At 71.2% G+C, this 19,982-nt stretch carries 17 protein-coding genes and 1 riboswitch; of the genes, 11 read left to right on the top strand and 6 right to left on the bottom strand.

The features are described 5' to 3' along the window. The first annotated feature begins 6 nt into the window (after positions 1 to 6). The 3 genes from SGA01_RS19785 to SGA01_RS19775 all read left to right on the top strand — a co-directional run bounded on the left by SGA01_RS19785 (position 7) and on the right by SGA01_RS19775 (position 3,469). Positions 7 to 924 (top strand): MurR/RpiR family transcriptional regulator, encoded by a 918-nt coding sequence (locus SGA01_RS19785; protein ID WP_055642130.1) that lies wholly within the window; start codon positions 7 to 9, stop codon positions 922 to 924. Between the two features lie 78 nt (positions 925 to 1,002). After that, complete coding sequence (gene murQ / locus SGA01_RS19780; protein WP_141297776.1) at positions 1,003 to 1,941, top strand: N-acetylmuramic acid 6-phosphate etherase; 939 nt, start codon at positions 1,003 to 1,005, stop codon at positions 1,939 to 1,941. 43 nt (positions 1,942 to 1,984) lie between these two features. Continuing rightward, positions 1,985 to 3,469: a PTS transporter subunit EIIC gene (locus SGA01_RS19775; RefSeq protein ID WP_141297775.1), complete on the top strand. Its 1,485-nt coding sequence runs from the start codon at positions 1,985 to 1,987 to the stop codon at positions 3,467 to 3,469. Positions 3,470 to 3,533: 64 nt separating this feature from the next. Here SGA01_RS19775 and SGA01_RS19770 read toward each other — a convergent pair whose 3' ends face one another. Then, the gene (locus SGA01_RS19770; protein WP_141297774.1) at positions 3,534 to 5,057 is read right to left on the bottom strand and encodes an alpha/beta hydrolase; all 1,524 of its coding nucleotides are present in this window, start codon (positions 5,055 to 5,057) and stop codon (positions 3,534 to 3,536) included. Between the two features lie 101 nt (positions 5,058 to 5,158). On the opposite strand from SGA01_RS19770, the gene SGA01_RS19765 reads away from it, so the two are divergent. From SGA01_RS19765 to SGA01_RS19750, 4 genes are all read left to right on the top strand, one after another. Next, positions 5,159 to 5,626 carry a hypothetical protein gene (locus SGA01_RS19765; protein ID WP_141297773.1) on the top strand — a complete coding sequence of 156 codons (468 nt, stop codon included), beginning with the start codon at positions 5,159 to 5,161 and terminating at the stop codon, positions 5,624 to 5,626. Between the two features lie 100 nt (positions 5,627 to 5,726). Next, positions 5,727 to 6,665 (top strand): aldo/keto reductase, encoded by a 939-nt coding sequence (locus tag SGA01_RS19760; protein ID WP_141297772.1) that lies wholly within the window; start codon positions 5,727 to 5,729, stop codon positions 6,663 to 6,665. Positions 6,666 to 6,669: 4 nt separating this feature from the next. After that, complete coding sequence (locus tag SGA01_RS19755; protein ID WP_141297771.1) at positions 6,670 to 7,392, top strand: transporter substrate-binding domain-containing protein; 723 nt, start codon at positions 6,670 to 6,672, stop codon at positions 7,390 to 7,392. A 218-nt stretch (positions 7,393 to 7,610) separates the two neighbouring features. Continuing rightward, entirely contained in the window at positions 7,611 to 8,348 is a 738-nt protein-coding gene (locus SGA01_RS19750; protein ID WP_141297770.1) for a class I SAM-dependent methyltransferase, read from the top strand. Positions 8,349 to 8,394: 46 nt separating this feature from the next. Here the strand turns inward: SGA01_RS19750 and SGA01_RS19745 are convergent, their stop codons facing one another. Beyond that, positions 8,395 to 8,865 (bottom strand): SRPBCC domain-containing protein, encoded by a 471-nt coding sequence (locus tag SGA01_RS19745; protein WP_141297769.1) that lies wholly within the window; start codon positions 8,863 to 8,865, stop codon positions 8,395 to 8,397. Between the two features lie 215 nt (positions 8,866 to 9,080). Here SGA01_RS19745 and SGA01_RS19740 point away from each other — a divergent pair, with 215 nt between their 5' ends. Continuing rightward, complete coding sequence (locus tag SGA01_RS19740) at positions 9,081 to 10,706, top strand: hypothetical protein (RefSeq protein ID WP_141297768.1); 1,626 nt, start codon at positions 9,081 to 9,083, stop codon at positions 10,704 to 10,706. Further along, positions 10,696 to 12,408, top strand: coding sequence for a hypothetical protein (locus tag SGA01_RS19735; protein WP_141297767.1), 1,713 nt, complete (start codon positions 10,696 to 10,698; stop codon positions 12,406 to 12,408). Before SGA01_RS19740 ends, SGA01_RS19735 begins: the two co-directional genes overlap by 11 nt. Positions 12,409 to 12,548: 140 nt before the next feature. Here SGA01_RS19735 and groL read toward each other — a convergent pair whose 3' ends face one another. The 4 genes from groL to thrC form a co-directional block, all read right to left on the bottom strand. Continuing rightward, entirely contained in the window at positions 12,549 to 14,177 is a 1,629-nt protein-coding gene (groL, locus tag SGA01_RS19730) for a chaperonin GroEL (protein ID WP_141297766.1), read from the bottom strand. 309 nt (positions 14,178 to 14,486) lie between these two features. Then, positions 14,487 to 14,690 carry a cold-shock protein gene (locus tag SGA01_RS19725; RefSeq protein WP_015035246.1) on the bottom strand — a complete coding sequence of 68 codons (204 nt, stop codon included), beginning with the start codon at positions 14,688 to 14,690 and terminating at the stop codon, positions 14,487 to 14,489. A gap of 426 nt (positions 14,691 to 15,116) precedes the next feature. Beyond that, the gene (locus SGA01_RS19720; RefSeq protein WP_141297765.1) at positions 15,117 to 15,392 is read right to left on the bottom strand and encodes a MoaD/ThiS family protein; all 276 of its coding nucleotides are present in this window, start codon (positions 15,390 to 15,392) and stop codon (positions 15,117 to 15,119) included. Positions 15,393 to 15,406: 14 nt separating this feature from the next. Continuing rightward, on the bottom strand, positions 15,407 to 16,693 hold the full coding sequence (thrC, locus tag SGA01_RS19715; RefSeq protein ID WP_055642142.1) for a threonine synthase: 1,287 nt from the start codon (positions 16,691 to 16,693) through the stop codon (positions 15,407 to 15,409). Between the two features lie 17 nt (positions 16,694 to 16,710). Further along, positions 16,711 to 16,855: riboswitch (SAM riboswitch) on the bottom strand. A gap of 149 nt (positions 16,856 to 17,004) precedes the next feature. Between thrC and SGA01_RS19710 the strand changes: the two genes are divergently transcribed. Together SGA01_RS19710 and SGA01_RS19705 are read left to right on the top strand one after the other, a co-directional pair. Then, positions 17,005 to 17,973 (top strand): glucosyl-3-phosphoglycerate synthase, encoded by a 969-nt coding sequence (locus SGA01_RS19710; protein ID WP_055642143.1) that lies wholly within the window; start codon positions 17,005 to 17,007, stop codon positions 17,971 to 17,973. A gap of 38 nt (positions 17,974 to 18,011) precedes the next feature. Then, positions 18,012 to 19,913, top strand: a complete 1,902-nt coding sequence (locus tag SGA01_RS19705) for a DUF11 domain-containing protein (RefSeq protein ID WP_141297764.1) — start codon at positions 18,012 to 18,014, stop codon at positions 19,911 to 19,913. The last annotated feature ends 69 nt before the right edge of the window (positions 19,914 to 19,982 follow it).

Here is a 19,982-nt window from a genome sequence, read left to right as displayed (position 1 = left end):
TCAGGTGTGACCAATGAAGTGAAGGAAAGTTTCACGAGCGACGCGCCGCCCGCGCCCGCCGCCCTCGCGGCCAAGGTGCGGACCCTCGCGCCCTCCATGACCCGCTCGATGCAGCGGGTCGCCGAAGCCGTCGCCGGCGACCCGGCCGGCTGCGCCGCCCTCACGGTCACCGGCCTCGCCGAGCTCACCGGCACCAGCGAGGCGACCGTCGTCCGCACCGCCCGGCTCCTCGGCTACCCCGGCTACCGCGACCTGCGCCTCGCCCTCGCCGGCCTCGCCGCGCAGCAGCAGTCCGGCCGCGCGCCCGCCGTCACCGCCGACATCGCCGTCGACGACCCGGTGGCCGACGTCGTCGCCAAGCTCGCCTACGACGAGCAGCAGACCCTCGCCGACACCGCCGCCGGACTCGACACCGTCCAGCTCGGCGCCGCCGTCGCCGCTCTCGCGACCGCCCGCCGCGTCGACATCTACGGCGTCGGCGCCTCCGGCCTCGTCGCCCAGGACCTCGCCCAGAAGCTGCTCCGCATCGGCCTGATCGCCCACGCCCACAGCGACCCGCACCTCGCCGTCACCAACGCCGTGCAGCTCCGCTCCGGCGACGTCGCCATCGCCATCACCCACTCCGGCTCGACGGGCGACGTCATAGAACCGCTGCGGGTCGCCTTCGACCACGGCGCCACCACGGTCGCGATCACCGGCCGCCCTGACGGCCCGGTCACGCAGTACGCCGACCACGTCCTGACCACCTCCACCGCCCGCGAGAGCGAACTGCGCCCCGCGGCCATGTCGTCCCGCACCAGCCAACTCCTGGTCGTGGACTGCCTGTTCACCTGCGTCACCCAGCGTACGTACGAGACGGCGGCCCCTGCCCTCGCCGCCTCGTACGAAGCCCTCGCCCACCGCCACTCACCCCGGACCCGCTGAAGCCCCCCGAATCAGCAGCGCGTCACACGTCGACCGCCAACGACGCCGACGACGTCCACGCACCCGAAAGAGCAGCTCATGCCCACTTCCACGTACTCCGAGCTCCGCGCCCAGCTGGCCACCCTCACCACCGAGGCGTTCCGCCCCGAGCTCGCGGAGATCGACCGGCTCCCGACCCTGGACATCGCCCGGATCATGAACGGCGAGGACCAGACCGTCCCCGCCGCCGTCGCCCGCGAGCTCCCCGCCATCGCCGCCGCGATCGACGCTACGGCCGAGCGCATGGCCCGCGGCGGCCGGCTGATCTACCTGGGCGCCGGCACCGCGGGCCGCCTCGGCGTCCTCGACGCCAGCGAGTGCCCGCCCACCTTCAACACCGACCCCTCCCAGGTCGTCGGCCTGATCGCGGGCGGCCCCTCCGCCATGGTCCAGGCCGTCGAAGGCGCCGAGGACTCCAAGGAGCTCGCGGTGGAGGACCTGACCGCGCTCGGGCTCACCGCCGACGACACCGTGGTCGGCATCTCCGCCTCCGGCCGCACCCCGTACGCCATCGGCGCCGTCGAACACGCCCGCGAGCAGGGGGCGTTGACCATCGGCCTGTCCTGCAACGCGGACAGCGCGCTCGCCGCCGCCGCCGAGCACGGCATCGAGGTCGTCCCCGGCCCCGAGTTCCTCACCGGCTCCACCCGCCTCAAGGCCGGCACCGCCCAGAAGCTCGTCCTCAACATGATCTCGACCATCACGATGATCCGGCTCGGCAAGACCTACGGAAACCTGATGGTCGACGTCCGCGCTTCCAACGAGAAGCTCCAGGCCCGCTCCCGGCGGATCGTCGCCCTGGCCACCGGCGCTCCGGACGAGCAGATCGAGGCCGCCCTCACCGCCGCCGACGGCGAGGTGAAGAACGCGATCCTCATGATCCTCGCCGACGTCGACGCCCCCACCGCCGCCCGCCGGCTCACCGTCTCCCAGGGGCACCTGCGTGCGGCGCTGCACGCGACCGAGCCCACCCCGTAGTCCTCGCAGCAAGGCACCCCCTCACAGCAAGGCCCACCGCACCATGAGCACAGACGACAAGAACCGCGCCATCGCCGCCGCGATCCTCCCCCTCGTCGGCGGCGCCGAGAACATCAGCTCGGTCGCCCACTGCATGACCCGGCTCCGGCTCGGTCTGCGGGACCGCTCGCTCGTCCAGGACGAGGCCCTGAAGGCCCTGCCGTCCGTGATGGGTGTGGTGGAGGACGACACGTACCAGATCGTCCTCGGCCCCGGCACCGTCGCCCGCGTGACCCCCGAGCTCGAAGCGCTGGTGGCCGAAGCGGCACCCCAGCACACCGCGGAGGAACTCGCGGACCGGGGCGCGGCTCTGAAGGCGGCGCGGAAGGAGAAGAACGCCACCCCGTTCAAGCTCTTCCTGCGCAGGATCGCGAACATCTTCGTCCCGCTGATCCCCGCCCTCATCGGCTGCGGCATCATCGCCGGACTGAACGGCCTCCTGATCAACCTCGGCTGGCTGCCCGGTGTCACCCCCGCCCTCGCGGCCATCGCGAGCGGCTTCATGGCGCTCATCGCGGTCTTCGTCGGCTACAACACGGCGAAGGAGTTCGGCGGTACGGCGATCCTCGGCGGCGCGGTCGCGTCCATCATCGTCTTCGCGGGCGTCGCGAAGATCGACGTCTTCGGCCAGACGCTCTCCCCCGGCCAGGGCGGCGTGCTCGGCGCGCTGGGTGCGGCGGTCCTCGCCGTGTACGTGGAGAAGTGGTGCCGCCGCTGGGTGCCGGAGTCCCTCGACGTCCTGGTCACCCCGACCCTGACCGTGCTGATCTCGGGTCTCGTCACCGTCTTCGGCCTGATGTTCGTCGCCGGTGAGATCTCGCAGGCCATCGGCGACTTCGCCGACTGGCTCCTGGCGAACGCGGGCGCCGGCGCCGGCTTCCTCCTCGGCGGGCTCTTCCTCCCGCTCGTGATGCTGGGCCTGCACCAGGCCCTCATCCCGATCCACACCACGCTCATCGAGCAGCAGGGTTACACGGTCCTCCTGCCCATCCTCGCGATGGCGGGCGCGGGCCAGGTCGGCGCCGCCATGGCCGTCTACCTGAAGCTCCCGCGCAACGGCTCCATCCGCCGCACCATCAAGTCCGCCCTCCCGGCCGGCTTCCTGGGCGTCGGCGAGCCCCTGATCTACGGCGTCTCGCTCCCCCTCGGCCGCCCGTTCGTCACGGCCTGCGTCGGCGGCGCGTTCGGCGGCGGCTTCGTCGGACTCTTCAGCATGCTGGGCGACTCGGTCGGCTCGACCGCGATCGGCCCGTCGGGCTGGGCGCTCTTCCCGCTCCTCGACGGCAACAAGGGCCTCGGCGAGACGATCGCGATCTACGCGGGCGGGCTGCTGGTCGGCTATGCGGTCGGGTTCGTGGCGACGTACTTCTGGGGCTTCAGCAAGGAGCTCCTGGAGGAGTTCGACGTCGACACGGAGGCTCCTGCGGAGGTCTCGGTGGCGGCAGGAACCCCGGCTCCGCATCCGGAGCCGGAACCGGCGAAGGTCTGACACCCCGAAGACGTACGAGAAGGGCCCGGGCGGCATCAGCCACCCGGGCCCTCCCCTCATGTCGTCACCGGCAGAGCACGTCCTCCGACGGCCGCACGCCCTCGGTCAGATAGCGGGTCACCGCCGCGTCCCCGCACGCGTTCCCGTTGCCCAGGTAGACCCCGTGCCCGCCGTGGTCGACCGAGACGAGCCGCGCCCGCTCGCCGAGGGCCGCCCGCATCCGCAGCCCCTTGGAGTACGGCGTCGAGGGGTCGCGCAGGTTCTGGATCATCAGGATGTTCGACGGCCCGCGGTCGGTGATGCGGACCGGCTTCTCCACCGCACCGCCCTTCCAGAAGGAGCAGGGCGTGATGTTCGCCGGCATCCCGGCCGTCAGCGGGAACCGCTCCCGGTCCTTCGCCACGGCCCGCTCGTAGGCCGGGACGGACGCGGGCCAGTTCACGTCGTTGCAGATCACGCCCACGGTGATGGCCGCCGCGTCGTCCGGCATCGCGCCCGCCAGCTCACGCGGCAGCACCGGCTCGCCCTGCGGGTCGGACGCCTCCGTCACCAGCTGCGCGAAGGACGGGAAGAACCCGTCGGAGTAGAGCGCGAGCTGGAGGGCCTGGAGCAGCATGGACCCCGTCAGCGGAGGCCCGGGCTTCGCGGGCTCGCCCGGCGCCCCGGGGAGCACCGAGGCGTGCGGCTCCCGGTCGAGCCGGGCCGCCAGGTCCATGATCACCGCGCGTACGTCCTCGGGCCGCTCGGCGAGCCGCAGCCCCGCGTCCGCCCTGTCCGGGTGCACGGCCCAGGCCGCGAAGTCGGGGAGCCGGTCCTCGGCGCCCCGCGCCATGCCCTCCAGCCAGCCCCGGGCCACCCGCTTCGGGTCCGGGTCGTTGCTGCTGTCCAGGACCCAGCGGTCCGCCCGCTCCGGATACTTCTCCGCGTACGCGGCCGCCACGTACGTCCCGTACGACACGCTCCACGCCGACAGCTTCCGCTCGCCGAGCGCCTGCCGCAGCCGGTCCATGTCGCGGACCTGGTTCGCCGTCGTCAGCCCCCGCAGCATCGCGCCGCCGTTACGGGCGCAGGCCTCGGCGATCCGCTTCGAGCGGGCCACGTTCTCCTCGATCCCGCCGTCCGCCTGCGGCCACGAGCGCAGCGTCATCATCCACCGGTCGCCCTCGTCGAGCCCGCACCGCGCCTTGGCGGAGCCGCCGATCCCGCGCGGGTCGAAGGCCACGAGGTCGTAGGCCCCGTCCATCTCCTCCGCCAGAGCGGCCCCCTTCTGCGCCAGCCGCTGCACCCCGGAGCTGCCGGGCCCGCCCGGGATCACCATCAGGGTCCCGCGCCGGGCCTCGGGCCGCGTGCTGGGCAGCCGGGAGACGGCGAGCCCGATCTGCTCGCCGTGGGGATCGGCGTAGTCCAGCGGCACGGAGAGCGTGGCGCACCGCTGCCCGGGCAGCGGCTTCACCGCGGGCGCGCAGTCGCCCCAGGTCAGCCCCGCCGCGGCGGCGGGAGCGGCCCCGCCCCCGGCGAGGGCGGCACCGGCGACGGCGGCGGCGGAGAGGGCGAGGAGGAGGGCCTTGCGAGCGCGGTTCGTTGTCATGCGCACAGCCTCGCGGAACGGCCCCGCGGCTCCCATCCGGAAGACCGGCGGGTCCGGGGTGGGGCCAACCCCCGGGTGTCCGGGTCTGGTTGGCTTGAGACATGAGCGCGCGTGAGGTGTACGGGACCCACCCGGAGTACATCGCCGAGGTCCTGGGCCTCCTCGGTGAGGACGTCCTGCTCCTCTCGTACGAGGAGCAGCGGCGGTTCGCCTCAATGAGCCTGAACCGGTTCGGGGCCGTCGGCTCCGCCCGGCTGGACTGGCGCGGTGCGGAAGTCGTCGAACGGCGCGAGGGCTTCGACGGGGAGGCACTGGCTTCCCTCCTCGGTGTCCACGCCGGACCCGACGAGCTCGTGGTCGTCTTCTGGGACAACCTCGCGGTCCCGTCGATCGCCCTGCCGGCGTCCCTGGTGGCACGGCACGCCGAGGCGATCCTCGGGGAGGGCTACGCCTGCTGGTTCCTCCTCACGGACAGCGGGATGCTGATCGAGTTCCAGGACGGAGAAGGCCTGACGGCGGGAAGGCCACCGGCCGACGGGCCCGGTGGGACCGACGGGGCCACCGGCTGATGCGTCCGCCCTCACCCGCCCCCAGCCGACGACGGAAAGACACCCCGCCGACACGGGAACCCGTTGGCGCCGACACCGCCGCCGGGAGATCATCCCCGCCATGACCACCACCACCGGCTCGACCACCACCCCCCACGCATCCGCCTCCGGCACCTGGACCCTCGGCGGCGAACTCACCGTCAACCGCGTCGGCTTCGGTGCCATGCGGCTGCCCCAGCGCGGCGAGGCCCTCGTCGAGAACGCCGTACCGAGGGACCGCGACAGCGCGATCGCCGTCCTGCGCAAGGCCGTCGAGCTCGGGGTGAACCACATCGACACGGCCGCCTTCTACTTCTCCCCCACCCGCTCCGCGAACGAGCTGATCAACAGCGCCCTCGGCGGCTCCTACCCCGACGACCTCGTCATCGCCACCAAGGTCGGCCCCTGCCGCGACGCCTCAGGCGCCTGGGGCACTCACGCGCGCACCCCCGCCGCCCTGCGCGGCCAGGTCGAGGAGAACCTGCGCCAGCTCGGCCGCGACCATCTCGACGTCGTCAACCTCCGCATCGTCGGCACCGATTCGATCGCCGAACGCTTCGGCGCCCTCGCCGAGCTCCGCGAGGCCGGTCTCATCCGCCATCTCGGCGTCTCCAACATCACCCCCGAGCAGCTCGCCGAGGCACAGGCCATCGCCCCCGTCGTCTGCGTCCAGAACATGTACGGGATAGGCGTCCGCCCCGAGTACGAGGACTTCGTGCGCCTCTGCGGCGAACAGGGCATCGCCTTCGTGCCCTTCTACGCGATCGCCGCGGCCGGCCGTCAGGGCGGGGCCACCGCCCCCGAGAGCCCCGAGGTGCTCGCCGTCGCCGAGGCCCACGGCGCGAGCGCCGCCCAGGTCCGCATCGCCTGGACCCTCCACCAGGGCCCCCACCTGCTCGCCATCCCCGGCACCGGCGACCCCGCCCACCTCGCCGCCAACGTCGAGGCGGGCGCCCTCCGCCTGACTCCCGAGGACCTGACCCTGCTCAACGACCTCCACCACGCGCCTGAGGCAGGCTGACCCCATGACGACCTCACCGAACTCCCCGCACATCGCCGCCGACCTGGCCCCCACCGGCACCCTGCGTGCCTCGATCAACCTCGGGAACCCGGTCCTCGCGCAGGGCACGCCCGACGCCCCCTCGGGCATCACGGTCGACCTGGCCCGGGAGTTCGGGGCGCGGCTCGGCCTGCCCGTGGAGCTGCTCTGCTTCGACGCGGCGCGCAAGTCGTTCGAGGCGATGGCGGAGGGGCGCGCCGACCTCTGCTTCCTCGCCGTCGACCCGGCGCGCGAGAAGGAGGTCGCCTTCACCGCGCCGTACGTCGTCATCGAAGGCGTGTACGCCGTGCCGCACGGCTCAGCCCTGACCACGGTCGAGGAGGTGGACGCCCCGGGCGTCCGGATCGGCGTCAAGCAGGGCTCGGCGTACGACCTGTTCCTCTCCCGCTCCCTCGCGCACGCGACGGTCGTACGCGGCGACGAGGGCGTCGACGTGTTCCGCGCCGAGGACCTGGAGGCGGGCGCGGGCATCCGGCAGCCGATGACCGCGTACGCCGCCGCGCACCCGGACGTCCGGCTGATCGAAGGCCGCTTCATGGAGATCCGCCAGGCGGTCGGCACGACCGTCGGCCGCCGCCCCGAGACGATCGTCTTCCTCCGCGAAACGATCGAGACCCTGAAGACGAACGGCTTCGTCACCGCCTCCCTCCACCGCGCGGGCCAGGACCCGGCTCTCCTGGCGCCCTGAGAACCTCACCGAAAACCCTTCCCGGCGGGCCCCGAAACGGCCTCTTCCCGGCCCTGTGAGCGGTCGTACGGGGCCGGACACACCGGTCCCGGCCCCCGGGCCCACGCCACGGCCCGGCACCCGCCCAACGCCCACCAGCCAACCCCGTGCACACCATCTGACCTGGGCTTTTACCCTCCAACCCCCTACCCTGGAGATCGACTCGGAGGGGGATCCCGATGGACCTGAACAACCGTGACATCCGCACGGTCGAGGACGTCCTGCGCCTGCTCGACGGACTCTTCGCGCCCGGCGCCGACCGGTGGACGGAGGGGGGCGCCGACTGGTGGGACTCGTTCTACGCGGACCGCGACAAGCCAGTGCCGTTCTTCGTCGCGAAGCCGGACGAGAACCTGGTGTCGTACGTCGAGCGGGGCCTGCTCCCGGCCGGCGGGCGGGCCCTCGACCTCGGGTGCGGGCCCGGGCGGAACACCCTGTACCTCGCGTCGCTCGGGTACGAGGTGGACGCCGTCGACCTCTCCGCCACCGCGATCCGCTGGGCGGAGGAACGCACCGCCGAGGCCGGGGCGGAGGGAGTGCGGTTCGTGAACGGCGACGCCTTCACCGCCGCTCTGGACGGCCCGTACGACCTCGTCTACGACTCCGGCTGCTTCCACCACCTGCCCCCGCACCGCCGCGTCAGCTACCTCGCGCTCCTCGACCGCGTCCTCGCGCCCGGCGGGCACTTCGCGCTCACCGCGTTCGCCGCCGGGGAGGGCGGCATGGGCTCGGAGCTGCCGGACGCCGAGTTCTACCGGCAGGGGAAGCTGGACGGCGGACTCGCCTACACCGACACGGAGTTGCGCGCGATCTTCGGCGACCTGACGGAGATCGACCTCCGCCGCATGCACGACGAGCCCACCACGTCCCCGAACTTCGGCGAACCCTTCCTCTGGACGGCCCTCTTCCACCACTGAGGCCCATCCGGCCCGGGCCCGGGTGGGCAGGACGGGCCCGGGCCGCTCACATGGTCCGCAGGTGCTCCGCGAGCCGGTCGTACTGTTCGCGTACCCCCGCCTCCATGCCCGCCGCCAGCGCCTGGTCCCTGATCTCGTTCGACGGCCAGAGCGAGGTGCTGGTCAGGGCCGTGCCGCCGTCCGGGGTCGCGTCGAAGGTGAGGGTGACGCGGACCGGGTCGGCGTCCGGCATCTGCTCGAAGACCTCCGTGTAGTCGAGCCGCTCCGCCGGGACGATCTCCTCGTACGCGCCGGAGAAGACGATCTGCTGGCCGTCCGGCGCGGTCTGGCCCCAGCGCCACGCGCCGCCCACCCGCAGGTCGACGTCGACGACCGTCGTCGTCAGCGCCGAGACCCCGTACCACTCGCGTATGTGCTCGGGGCGCGTCCAGGCCTCCCACAGCAGGCCCGGCGGAGCGTCGAAGGTCCGGGTGATGACCAGTTCGCGGTCGGCGGGTGTCGTCAGCAGGGTGACCATGGGCTCGGCCCTTCCACGATGTCCCTTCTGCGGTATCCCTTCCAGGATCGCCCCGGCACTCCCGCACAGCCACTCCCGTAAAGGGAGTGAACACGTTCAACAGGTGAGCGCTAAAGTTCTGCCACGCGGCCGCCCCGATCACGGGCGACGCCGCCATCACAGACCTGTGGGGGGTCCCTTTGCCGCGCTCAACGCGCAGGCTTCCGCACGCCTTTGTGCGTGCCGCAGCCGTCTTCGCTCTCTCGGCGGGCGTCATCGTGCCCGCCGTCATCCACGCCCCGGCCGCGCACGCGGACTGGACGGGCGCGTCCGGCATCACGCTGGACGACGGACGCTACCGCCTGTCCCTGCCCACGAACGCGCTGTGGGTCAAGGTCAGCGTGCTGGCCTCCACCGCTCCGGACGCCGCCGTCCTCGCCTCCACCGAGGCGCTCACGGCGAGCAACTACAACTGGATCACCGACGCGCCCTTCGCGCTCCCGGCGGGCACCGCCTTCGGCGACTACCCGGTCCGGGTCGACTACCGGCTGCCCGGCGAGACCACGAAGAAGTGGACCGGCGGCACCTACGCGTTCCGACCGCACGTCGGTGTCTCCGAGCTGTCCTGGAACCGCACCACCACCAGCTACGACCAGCGCCAGGCCGTCCTCTCCGGGAAGACGACCCTCTGGAACCCGGCCACCGGCACCCGCACCGCCGCGCCCCAGGGCACGAAGGTGGCGCTCAAGATCAGCACGTACGCCACCTCCACCTACGGCACCATCAACGCCACGGCCACCACCCGCGAGGACGGCACCTTCTCGGTGCCGGTCACCCCGAACGGCTCGGTCCAGGGCGGCACCGCGACCGTGGTCACCGCCGGCACCGTCAACGACCCGGACGGCGAGGCCTACGTCCCCACCCTGGGCGTCGACCCGCTCGTCTACCGGATCAGCGCCGACCTGAACAAGTTCCGCGTGCTCGCCGGTACGAACGTGCAGGTCACCGGGCATGTGGAGCGGTACACCCCGAACGGCTGGAAGCCCTTCGCGGGTGCCCCCGTCGTCGGGACCGGCACGGAGCCGAGCTACAACGACACGACCGCGGTGAACGTCCTGGGCGGCGCCACCTCCTCCGCGACCGGCACCTTCTCCTTCGCCGCGAAGGCCCAGTACAGCACCGACTTCGTGTACACCTCGCTGCGGCCCTCGGCGTACATCCAGAACTCCCGCTCCTTCGACCGGAGCGACATCACCGTCCCGCAGCAGTTCTCGTTCTCCCCGTACGCGATCACTCTGGACGAGTACGGGACGGTCACCGCCACGGGCGGGTTCAACGGCTACTGCACCGTCACGCAGCCCGTGCAGCTCCAGGCCTCCCTGGACAACGGCCGCACCTGGCGCGTCCTCCGCTCCGGGACGAACAGCACGTACTGCGGCTACAAGCTCACCGCCCAGGGCTACGAGAGCGCCCTCTACCGCGTCTACCACCCGGAGACGAATCAGTTCGTCGCCAAGGGCGGTACGTCTCTGAAGCGGGCCCGCACCTACACCCGCTTCTCCGCCTTCTCCATCAGCCCCACCCGGCCCGTGGTGAACGGCAAGATGACCGTCACCGGGACCGTCCAGCGCAAGGTCGCCGGCGTGTGGAAGCCGCTCGCCGGCGCCAAGCTGACCCTGATCTTCAAGCCCCAGGGCGAGAACCAGTGGTACTGGGTGACCAAGAGCATCACCACCGACAGCAGCGGCAGGTTCAGCTACCGCGCCACCGCCTACAAGGACGGTTCCTGGGCCACGTACCTCAACACCACGGGCAGCTACTTCTACAGCGAGACGAATGCGAAGTACATCGATGCGCGCTGACCTCCGCCTCCGCCTCCGTCTCCCCCGCTCCCTGACGGCGAGCCTGGCCACGGCCGCGCTCACCGCGACGACCCTGGCCGTCACGGCCGCGCCCGCCACGGCGGCCGACCCGCTCGTCGGCATCGGCCGGGCCGTCACCGACGACACCCAGCGCGGCCTCTTCCAGGTCACCGCCTGGACCGACGCCCCGCAGGCCAGGATCACCCGCGTCTCGGCCAGGATCCGGCAGGGCGACACCGTCCTCGTCGACATCCCGACGCTTCCCGTGGTGCCCGACCCCTGGGACCCGACGGTCGCCGACCTCTTCCGGCTGCCGGACACCGCCAAGCTGAAGCTCGTCGAGGACGGCGGCCGCATCCCGGCCCTCGGCACGTACGCCATCGACGTCACCGCCACCGACTCCCTCGGCAACAAGCAGACCCGCACCGACGCCGGACAGCTCGACTTCCGGCTCCGCCCGGAGCTCACCTTCGCCGCCGGCAAGCCCACCTACGCCAACCGCAACGTCCGCCCCTCGGGCACCCTCGTCGGCGTCCAGCCCGGCTCCGGGGACCGCGTGCCGCTGGCCGGCGAGTCCGTCTCGGTCACGCGGCTCACCCCGGTGCGGAGCGCCGAGCGGCTGACGGTCACCGACGCGGCCGGCCGGTTCGCCTCGGAGCCGTACCCGATGCCCAGCGCGGACATCGACGCCGGGAGCACCTTCCAGGCGCTGTTCACGGGCGACTCCGCCACGGTCCACGGCACCGCGGAGCAGCACCACCAGGTCTTCGAGTGGGCGCCGCGCAAGGTGGCCGTCACCGCCACCGCCGACAAGAAGCGGGCACTCAACGGCGAGACTGTCACCATCAGCGGCCGGATGACCGACCCGGCGGCGGCGAACGCACCGGTCGCGAACCACCCGGTCCGCGTGCGGATCGTCGGTCCGTACGGCGCGGACAAGCCGGCGACCGTACTCACGCGTGCGGACGGCCGGTTCACCGCGCGACTCGTCGCCGCCGCGGGCATGTACACGGGCGGCTGGTCGGTCGACTCCCCCGACCGGTACCTGAGCTTCCAGAAGATCGAGGGCCCGCTCGCGATCCCCCTGGAGTCCCGCACCGACCTCACCTCCATCGGCTTCTCCGCCGACGGCCGGGTCACGGTCTCCGGCACCTTCCGCGCCCGGTACGTGGCGGAGCCGAACTTCCCGACGTCCCAGTTCGTGCGGCTGGAGCAGCTCGTCGACGGCGGCTGGAAGGCCATCGCCTGGGCGAGCGTGAACTCGGCCTACTACAACGACTTCACGCTCTCGGCGGCGAGCCGGGGCGGCTACTTCCGCGTCCGGCACCTCACCACCGACGCCTTCGCCGAGTCCAGCACCGGTTCGTTCCGGCTCACCCGCCTCGACACCCGGATCGTCTCCCTGAACGCCGGCCCCGAGCCGGTCGCCAAGGGCGGGTACGTGACGGTCACCGGCGGGCTCCAGCACTACACGGACGGGAACTGGCGCGCGTACGCGAACGCTCCGGTCGTCCTGCAGTTCCAGCCGCGCGGCAGCACGACCTGGAAGCAGCTGGCCACCGGCCGGTCGAACGCGAGCGGCAACGTCTCCCTGAAGGCGAAGGCGACCGGGGACGGCACCTGGCGCATCCGCCACTACGGCGACGGCAAGCACTTCAACACCCCGGCCTCGGCCGGCGGGGACTACGTCGACGTGCGCTGACCGCCCGGCCTGATCCGCACGGCCTGACCGCACGGCCCGACCGCACGGCACAGCGAGCCACAACGCCCGAGGGCGGCACCCCCCTGCTGGGGAGTGCCGCCCTCGGTCGCGTTCAGCGATGAACCACCGATCCCGGAGGATCAGAAGTCCATGTCACCGCCCGGCATGCCGCCGCCGGCCGGCGCGGACGCCTTCTCCGGCTTGTCGGCGATGACGGCCTCGGTGGTGAGGAACAGCGCGGCGATCGACGCGGCGTTCTGCAGCGCGGAGCGCGTGACCTTCGCCGGGTCGATGATGCCCTCGGCGATGAGGTCGACGTACTCGTTGGTCGCGGCGTTCAGGCCGTGGCCGACGGGCAGGTTGCGGACCTTCTCCGCCACGACGCCGCCCTCGAGGCCGGCGTTGACCGCGATCTGCTTCAGCGGGGCCTCGAGGGCCAGCTTCACGATGTTCGCGCCCGTGGCCTCGTCACCCGCGAGGTCGGCCTCGAGCTTCTCGAAGACCGAGGAAGCCTGGAGCAGAGCCACGCCACCGCCGGCGACGATGCCCTCCTCGACGGCCGCCTTCGCGTTGCGAACGGCGTCCTCGATGCGGTGCTTGCGCTCCTTGAGCTCGACCTCGGTCGCGGCACCGGCCTTGATGACCGCAACACCGCCGGCGAGCTTCGCCAGGCGCTCCTGCAGCTTCTCGCGGTCGTAGTCGCTGTCCGAGTTCTCGATCTCGGCGCGGATCTGGTTCACGCGACCGGCGACCTGCTCGCTGTCACCGGCACCGTCGACGATGGTGGTCTCGTCCTTGGTGATGACGACCTTGCGGGCGCGGCCCAGCAGGTCGAGACCGGCCGACTCCAGCTTGAGGCCGACCTCCTCGGAGATGACCGTGCCGCCGGTGAGGATGGCGATGTCGTTCAGCATGGCCTTGCGACGGTCGCCGAAGCCCGGGGCCTTGACCGCGACGGACTTGAAGGTGCCGCGGATCTTGTTGACGACCAGGGTCGACAGGGCCTCGCCCTCGACGTCCTCGGCGATGATCAGCAGGGGCTTGCCCGACTGCATGACCTTCTCCAGCAGCGGGAGCAGGTCCTTCACGGAGGAGATCTTGGAGTTGACGATCAGGAGGTAGGGGTCGTCGAGCGACGCCTCCATGCGCTCCATGTCGGTGGCGAAGTACGCCGAGATGTAGCCCTTGTCGAAGCGCATACCCTCGGTGAGCTCCAGCTCCAGACCGAAGGTCTGGGACTCCTCGACGGTGATGACGCCTTCCTTGCCGACCTTGTCCATCGCCTCGGCGATGAGCTCGCCGATCTGGGTGTCGGCGGCGGAGATGGAGGCCGTCGAAGCGATCTGCTCCTTGGTCTCGACATCCTTCGCCTGCTCGAGGAGGGCGCCGGAGACGGCCTCGACGGCCTTCTCGATGCCGCGCTTGAGGGCCATGGGGTTGGCACCGGCGGCGACGTTGCGGAGGCCCTCGCGGACGAGCGCCTGGGCGAGAACGGTGGCGGTGGTCGTACCGTCGCCGGCGACGTCGTCCGTCTTCTTGGCGACTTCCTTGACCAGCTCGGCGCCGATCTTCTCGTACGGGTCCTCGAGCTCGATCTCCTTGGCGATGGAGACACCATCGTTGGTGATCGTGGGGGCGCCCCACTTCTTCTCGAGGACGACGTTGCGACCCTTGGGGCCGAGGGTGACCTTGACGGCGTCAGCGAGCTGGTTCATGCCGCGCTCGAGACCGCGCCGGGCCTCCTCGTCGAACGCGATGATCTTGGCCATGTGAAGTGGTCCTCCCGGACATGGGGTGGATAACGCTCCAGGACCGCGCCGACGCCCGCGACGGACGGCCTGCGTGCCCGATGGTTCCTTGCCCCACCTGGCCGCGGGCCTCATCTGCCCGATCCTCGTAGTAGCACTCTCACCTGCCGAGTGCTAACGCCAATGATTAGCACTCGCCCTAGGAGAGTGCAAGCGACTCTCGGGTTTCGGGCAGCTCTCCGCCACGGCCGGGAACACGCGAGGGGCCCGCGTCCCCTCAGGGATGCGGGCCCCTCGACGGCGTTGCGTCGGTGGCCGATCGCGCCGCGCTCAGACGGCGAGCTTGACCATGTCCGCCTGCGGACCCTTCTGGCCCTGCGAAATCTCGAACTCGACCCGCTGCCCCTCTTCGAGGCTGCGGTAGCCATCCATCTGGATCGCGCTGTAGTGGACGAAAACATCCGCACCACCGTCGACCGCGATGAAGCCGTAGCCCTTCTCCGCGTTGAACCACTTGACGGTGCCCTGAGCCATGCCTAACTCCCCTATTACTGGCCCTTGCGCGGGACCCGCACTTCGCGGAACCCGGGTCAGACCCTGCGCCGGAACGCGTCGACCGCCGCTGAATGTATCTGCCCAACTGCCCTCTGCAACAGGTCATTCGACCGAGAATTCTGGGCATGGCGGAAAGGGGAATTAGGGAGAATCCCCGGAGTTCCGGGGCAAGTCGGGCCCGGCAAAACGCGCAGAACGTACACAACGCTCATGCACTTTGGCTGCTTCCTGACGCGCGGCGGCGCATTCTCATATGCGTCCGGCATGAGCAGCGGAGGGGACTTCCCCAACTCTACCCCGCTCAACCATGCAGAATTGCCCCCTCCGCTTTATGGCGCGGAAGGGGCAATTCAAGAAAGACGGGACAGCGGAGGAAGCGTCGGCCTCCCGCGCCGCGACCGGCGGTCAGCCTCCGGCGACGGCCGGGATGATCGAGACGCCCGCGCCGGCCGGGGTGGCCGTCTCCAGGCCCTGCTCGAAGCGCACGTCGTCGTCGTTCACGTAGACGTTGACGAAGCGGCGCAGCTTGCCCTGGTCGTCCAGGACGCGGGCGGCGATGCCCGTGTGGTTCTTCTCCAGGTCCGCGATGACCTCGGCGAGGGTCGCGCCCTCGGCCGGGACCTCGGACTGCCCGCCGGTGTAGGTGCGGAGGATGGTGGGGATGCGGACGTTCACGGCCATGTCTTCGTAACCTTTCAGTGGGCCAGGCCGGCGTCGCGGAACGCGTCCAGGCTCGGGCGGATGGTGACGGTCGCCTGAGAGGTGTCGGCCACCGCGTCCAGGGTCTTGAGCCCGTCGCCGGTGTTCAGCACGACGGTGGTGAGGTTCGGGTCGATCAGCCCCGCCTCGACGAGCTTCTTCGTGACGCCGACGGTCACGCCGCCCGCGGTCTCGGCGAAGATGCCCTCGGTCTGGGCGAGCAGCTTGATCGCTTCCACGACCAGCTCGTCGTTCACGTCCTCCACGGCGCCGCCGGTGCGGCGGGCGATGTCGAGGACGTACGGGCCGTCGGCCGGGTTGCCGATCGCGAGCGACTTGGCGATCGTGTTCGGCTTCTGCGGGCGGACGACGTCGTGGCCGGCCTTGAAGGCGGCGGAGACCGGGGAGCAGCCCTCGGCCTGCGCGCCGAAGATCTTGTACGGCTTGTCCTCGACGAGGCCCAGCTTGATGAGCTCCTGCAGACCCTTGTCGATCTTGGTGAGCTGCGAGCCGGAGGCGATCGGGATGACGAGCTGGTCGGGGATGACCCAGCCGAGCTGCTCGCAGATCTCGTACGCGAGCGTCTTGGAGCCCTCGCCGTAGTACGGGCGGAGGTTGACGTTCACGAAGCCCCAGCCCTCGCCGAGCGGGTCGCCGATGAGCTCCGAGCAGAAGCGGTTCACGTCGTCGTAGTTGCCCTCGATGGCGACGAGGTCACCGCCGTAGACACCGGCCATGACGACCTTGCCCTGCTCCAGGTCGTGCGGGATGAACACGCAGGAGCGGAAGCCGGCGCGGGCGGCGGCGGCGCCGACGGCGCCGGCCAGGTTGCCCGTGGAGGAGCAGGAGAGGGTGGTGAAGCCGAAGGCGCGGGCGGCCTCGATGGCCTGCGCGACGACCCGGTCCTTGAAGGAGTGGGTCGGATTGCCCGAGTCGTCCTTGACGAACAGCTTGCCGGGGGCGACACCGAGCTCGCGGGCGAGGTTGTCGGCCTGGACGAGCTTGGTCCAGCCCGGGTTCAGGTTCGGCTTCTCGGCGACGTCGGCGGGGACGGGCAGCAGGGGGGCGTAGCGCCAGATGTTGGCGGGGCCGGCCTCGATCTGCTTGCGCAGCGCCTCGGGGTCACCGGTGGGAAGGTCGTACGCGACCTCGAGCGGTCCGAAACAGAGTTCGCAGGCGAAAATCGGGCCGAGTGCGAAGACTTCACCGCATTCGCGACAGGAAAGCCCTGAAGCGGGACCGAGGTCGACGGTGGTGGCAGAGGCGACAGTCTGTACAGCCATGGAGGCGAGGCCCTTTCTCCTCATCTTTCCCATGACGAACTTTTCGTCATGAGACGGATTTGGCACCTTCCCTAGCCGGGAGCCTCGCTGGAGGACGAGTAACCGACTGGAGGGTTGCCGGGGCTTCAACGGGCCGTTTCCCTCTGCCCCTCTGGATGAGCGGTATTCGATTGTGAAGCGCGGTGGACTTTCGTTCCTGCGCTCCGACGCGGGCGGCACCCCGACGTGCATCGGGCATCCGCGTTGTTCAAGACTGTAACCGAAGGCCCCGGAGCTTGGACGGGCCGTCCGAACCGCGAGATGGAGATCACGTGCTGGAAGAGGTGGAGCGCTGGCTGGACCGGCGGTCCTGGTCCGTGGCCGACCGGCCGATGGAGCGGATCCTCGCCGCCAAGCGGAACACGAGGGTCAGCGTGGTGCTTCCCGCGCTGAACGAGGAGGCGACGGTCGGGGACATCGTCGCCGTGATCCGCCGCGAGCTGATGAGCGAAGCCGTACCCCTCGTGGACGAGCTCGTGGTGATCGACTCGGGCTCCACCGACCGCACGGCGGAGGTCGCCGCGGCGGCCGGGGCACGGGTGGTCGCGCGGGACGCGATCCTTCCCCGGATACCGGCCGTCCCCGGCAAGGGCGAGGTCCTGTGGCGGTCGCTCATGGTGACGAGCGGGGACATCGTGTGCTTCGTCGACGCGGACCTGCGGGACTTCTCCGCGGACTTCGTGACGGGGATCGTGGGCCCGCTGCTCACGGACCCCGACATCGACTTCGTCAAGGCGACCTACGACCGCCCCTTCGACACGGGACTCGACGCGTCCGCCTCCGGCAAGACCCCAGGTCAGGGCGGTCGGGTGACGGAGCTGGTGGCACGGCCGCTCCTCAACCTGCACTGGCCGCAGCTGGCCGGCTTCGTGCAGCCGCTCGGCGGCGAGTACGCGGCGCGCCGCTCGCTCCTCGAACGCCTGCCCTTCCCGGTCGGTTACGGAGTGGAGCTGGGGCTGCTCGTCGACGCCCTGCACACGGTGGGCCTGGACGCGCTCGCGCAGGTCGACGTGGGCGTACGCAAACACCGCCATCAGGACGAGCGGGCACTGGGCCGGATGGCCGCGGCGATCTACCGGACGGCGCAGCTGAGGCTCTCGCGCGGGCACCTGGTGCGACCCCGGCTGACCCAGTTCGAGCGGGGCGAGGACGGGTTCACCCCCCGGACCTACGCGGTGGACACGGAGGAGCGGCCGCCGATGGTCGACATCACGGAGTACACGCGCCGCCGCGTGGCGTAACGCCACCAGATCATCCGCTTTGCCTACATTGCCCTTTTATGCGCTTCAGACAACATCATCTGGGCAGGGTCCTGGCGGCCATCGGCCTCACCGCGGGCACGTTCGCGTTCGCGGCGGCCGGTCCGGCCACGGCCGACGTGGTCGAACCCTTCGGCAAGCGGTACGACGAATCCCTGTACGGCGACTTCACCACGATCGGCAACACGGTCATGGGGTGCCCCACCGAGCTCCCCGACATGGCCGCGCGCTGCGCGAGCGCGTCGAAGGGGGAGGGCTCCGACAACAACAACACGTTCGCGATGCAGAAGATCGACGCCGCCGGCCTGGCCACCGGGGGCGGGGCGCCCGACTTCGGCTCCAGCACCGGTCACGTGAAGATCCCGGCGGGCGCCACGGTCGCGTACGCCCGGCTGTTCTGGGGCGGCAACGACGGCACGTACAAGGGGCCGAGCGGGGCGCAGCTCCAGCGCTGCGACATCTCCGGCGCCGACGTCACGCCCTCGCCCGGCGACCCGGCGACGACCGCCCCGGTGATCAGGATCGGGACGGGGGCGGCGACACCGGTCTCGATCGACAGCATGGTCACCGACCCGGCCGACACCAGCGGCCCGCACTACTACACGGGCGAGTCGGACGTGACAGCCGCCTTCGCGGGCGTCTCGGGGACGGACGCGCAGGTCTCGGTGGGCAACGTCTGGGCGCCGAACGGCAAGGGCTGCGTGGCGGGCTGGTCCCTGACCGTCGTCCACGGCTTCCCCGGCCCCGACCCGGTCCGCGCCCCGGAGCGGCGGAACGTGTACGTCTACGGCGGCCATGTCCTCCAGCGCTCGACCTCCCCCGCGACCACCGTCACCGTCGACGGCTTCCACCGCGGCCCCGGCACGGTCCGGGCGAGCGTGACGGCGTACGAGGGCGACTGGAACACCCCGGGCGACAAGTTCCTCGTCGACGGCAAGAACGTCACCGAGGCCCACACCGGCAACACCAACAACTTCTTCGTCAGCGAGGACGACGGCGCCGTCGCCCCGAAGCTGACCAACAACCTGAGCATCGACGCCAAGGCCTTCGACCTCCCGGACGGCGCCGTCCCGCAGGGCGCGACCTCGGCCGACCTGACCTTCTCCACGAACGGCGACACGTACGTGCCCTCCGGGCTGGCCTTCTCCGTGCCGGTGCCCGACCTGGAGATCACCAAGACGGCGAGCCCGCGGACGGTGAAGCCGGGCGACACCCTCACGTACACGATCACCGCGAAGAACATCGGCCCGCTCGACTACCCGAACGCCAAGTTCGGCGACGACCTGACCGGGAACCTCGACGACGCCGACTACAACGGGGACGTGAAGGCGGACCTCGGCACGGTGTCGTACGAGAAGCCGAGGATCGGGTACGTGGGGAACATCCCGGCCGGGAAGACGGCGACCGTCACCTACTCGGTGAAGATCAAGGACCCGGCGACCGGCGACGGAAAGCTCCGCAACAGCGTCGAGGTCACGTCACCCCGCTCCAACTGCGGCGACGGCAGCGAGGACCCGTCCTGCGCGGTGGCCCCGGTGCTCGACAAGCCGCAGAGCCCGAGCCCCACCCCGACGACCCCGGCCCCCACGACCCCGACGCCGGGCGAGCCGTCGACGAGCCCGACGCAGCCGACTCCGCCGGCCGAGTCCGAGGACCCTTCCACTTCCCCCTCCGCCTCTCCCTCCGCCCCCGACTCCCCCACGGCGAGCGCGCCCACCCCGACCTCCCCGGCCCCGCCGGCACCGGGCCCGCAGGGCGGATCCGACTCCGGATCCGGCTCCGACTCCGGATCCGGCTCCGACTCCGGCTCGATGGCCGACACGGGCAGCAGCGGTGAGCGGCTGTGGCTGCTCGGCGCGCTCGGCGTGGCGCTCGCGGCGACGGGCCTGGTGGCGAAGGCGGCGATGCGCGACCGCCGCTGACGCCGAACCGCGCTGACGCGCCGCCCCGCGCTGACCTGCACTGACTCTCCGTGGCCGGATCGGCCCGTC

The organism is Streptomyces gardneri (genome assembly GCF_006539185.1).
Classification (GTDB): domain Bacteria; phylum Actinomycetota; class Actinomycetes; order Streptomycetales; family Streptomycetaceae; genus Streptomyces; species Streptomyces gardneri.
Note: the sequence above shows the minus strand (reverse complement) of the source record. Positions and strands in the feature narration are given on the sequence as shown.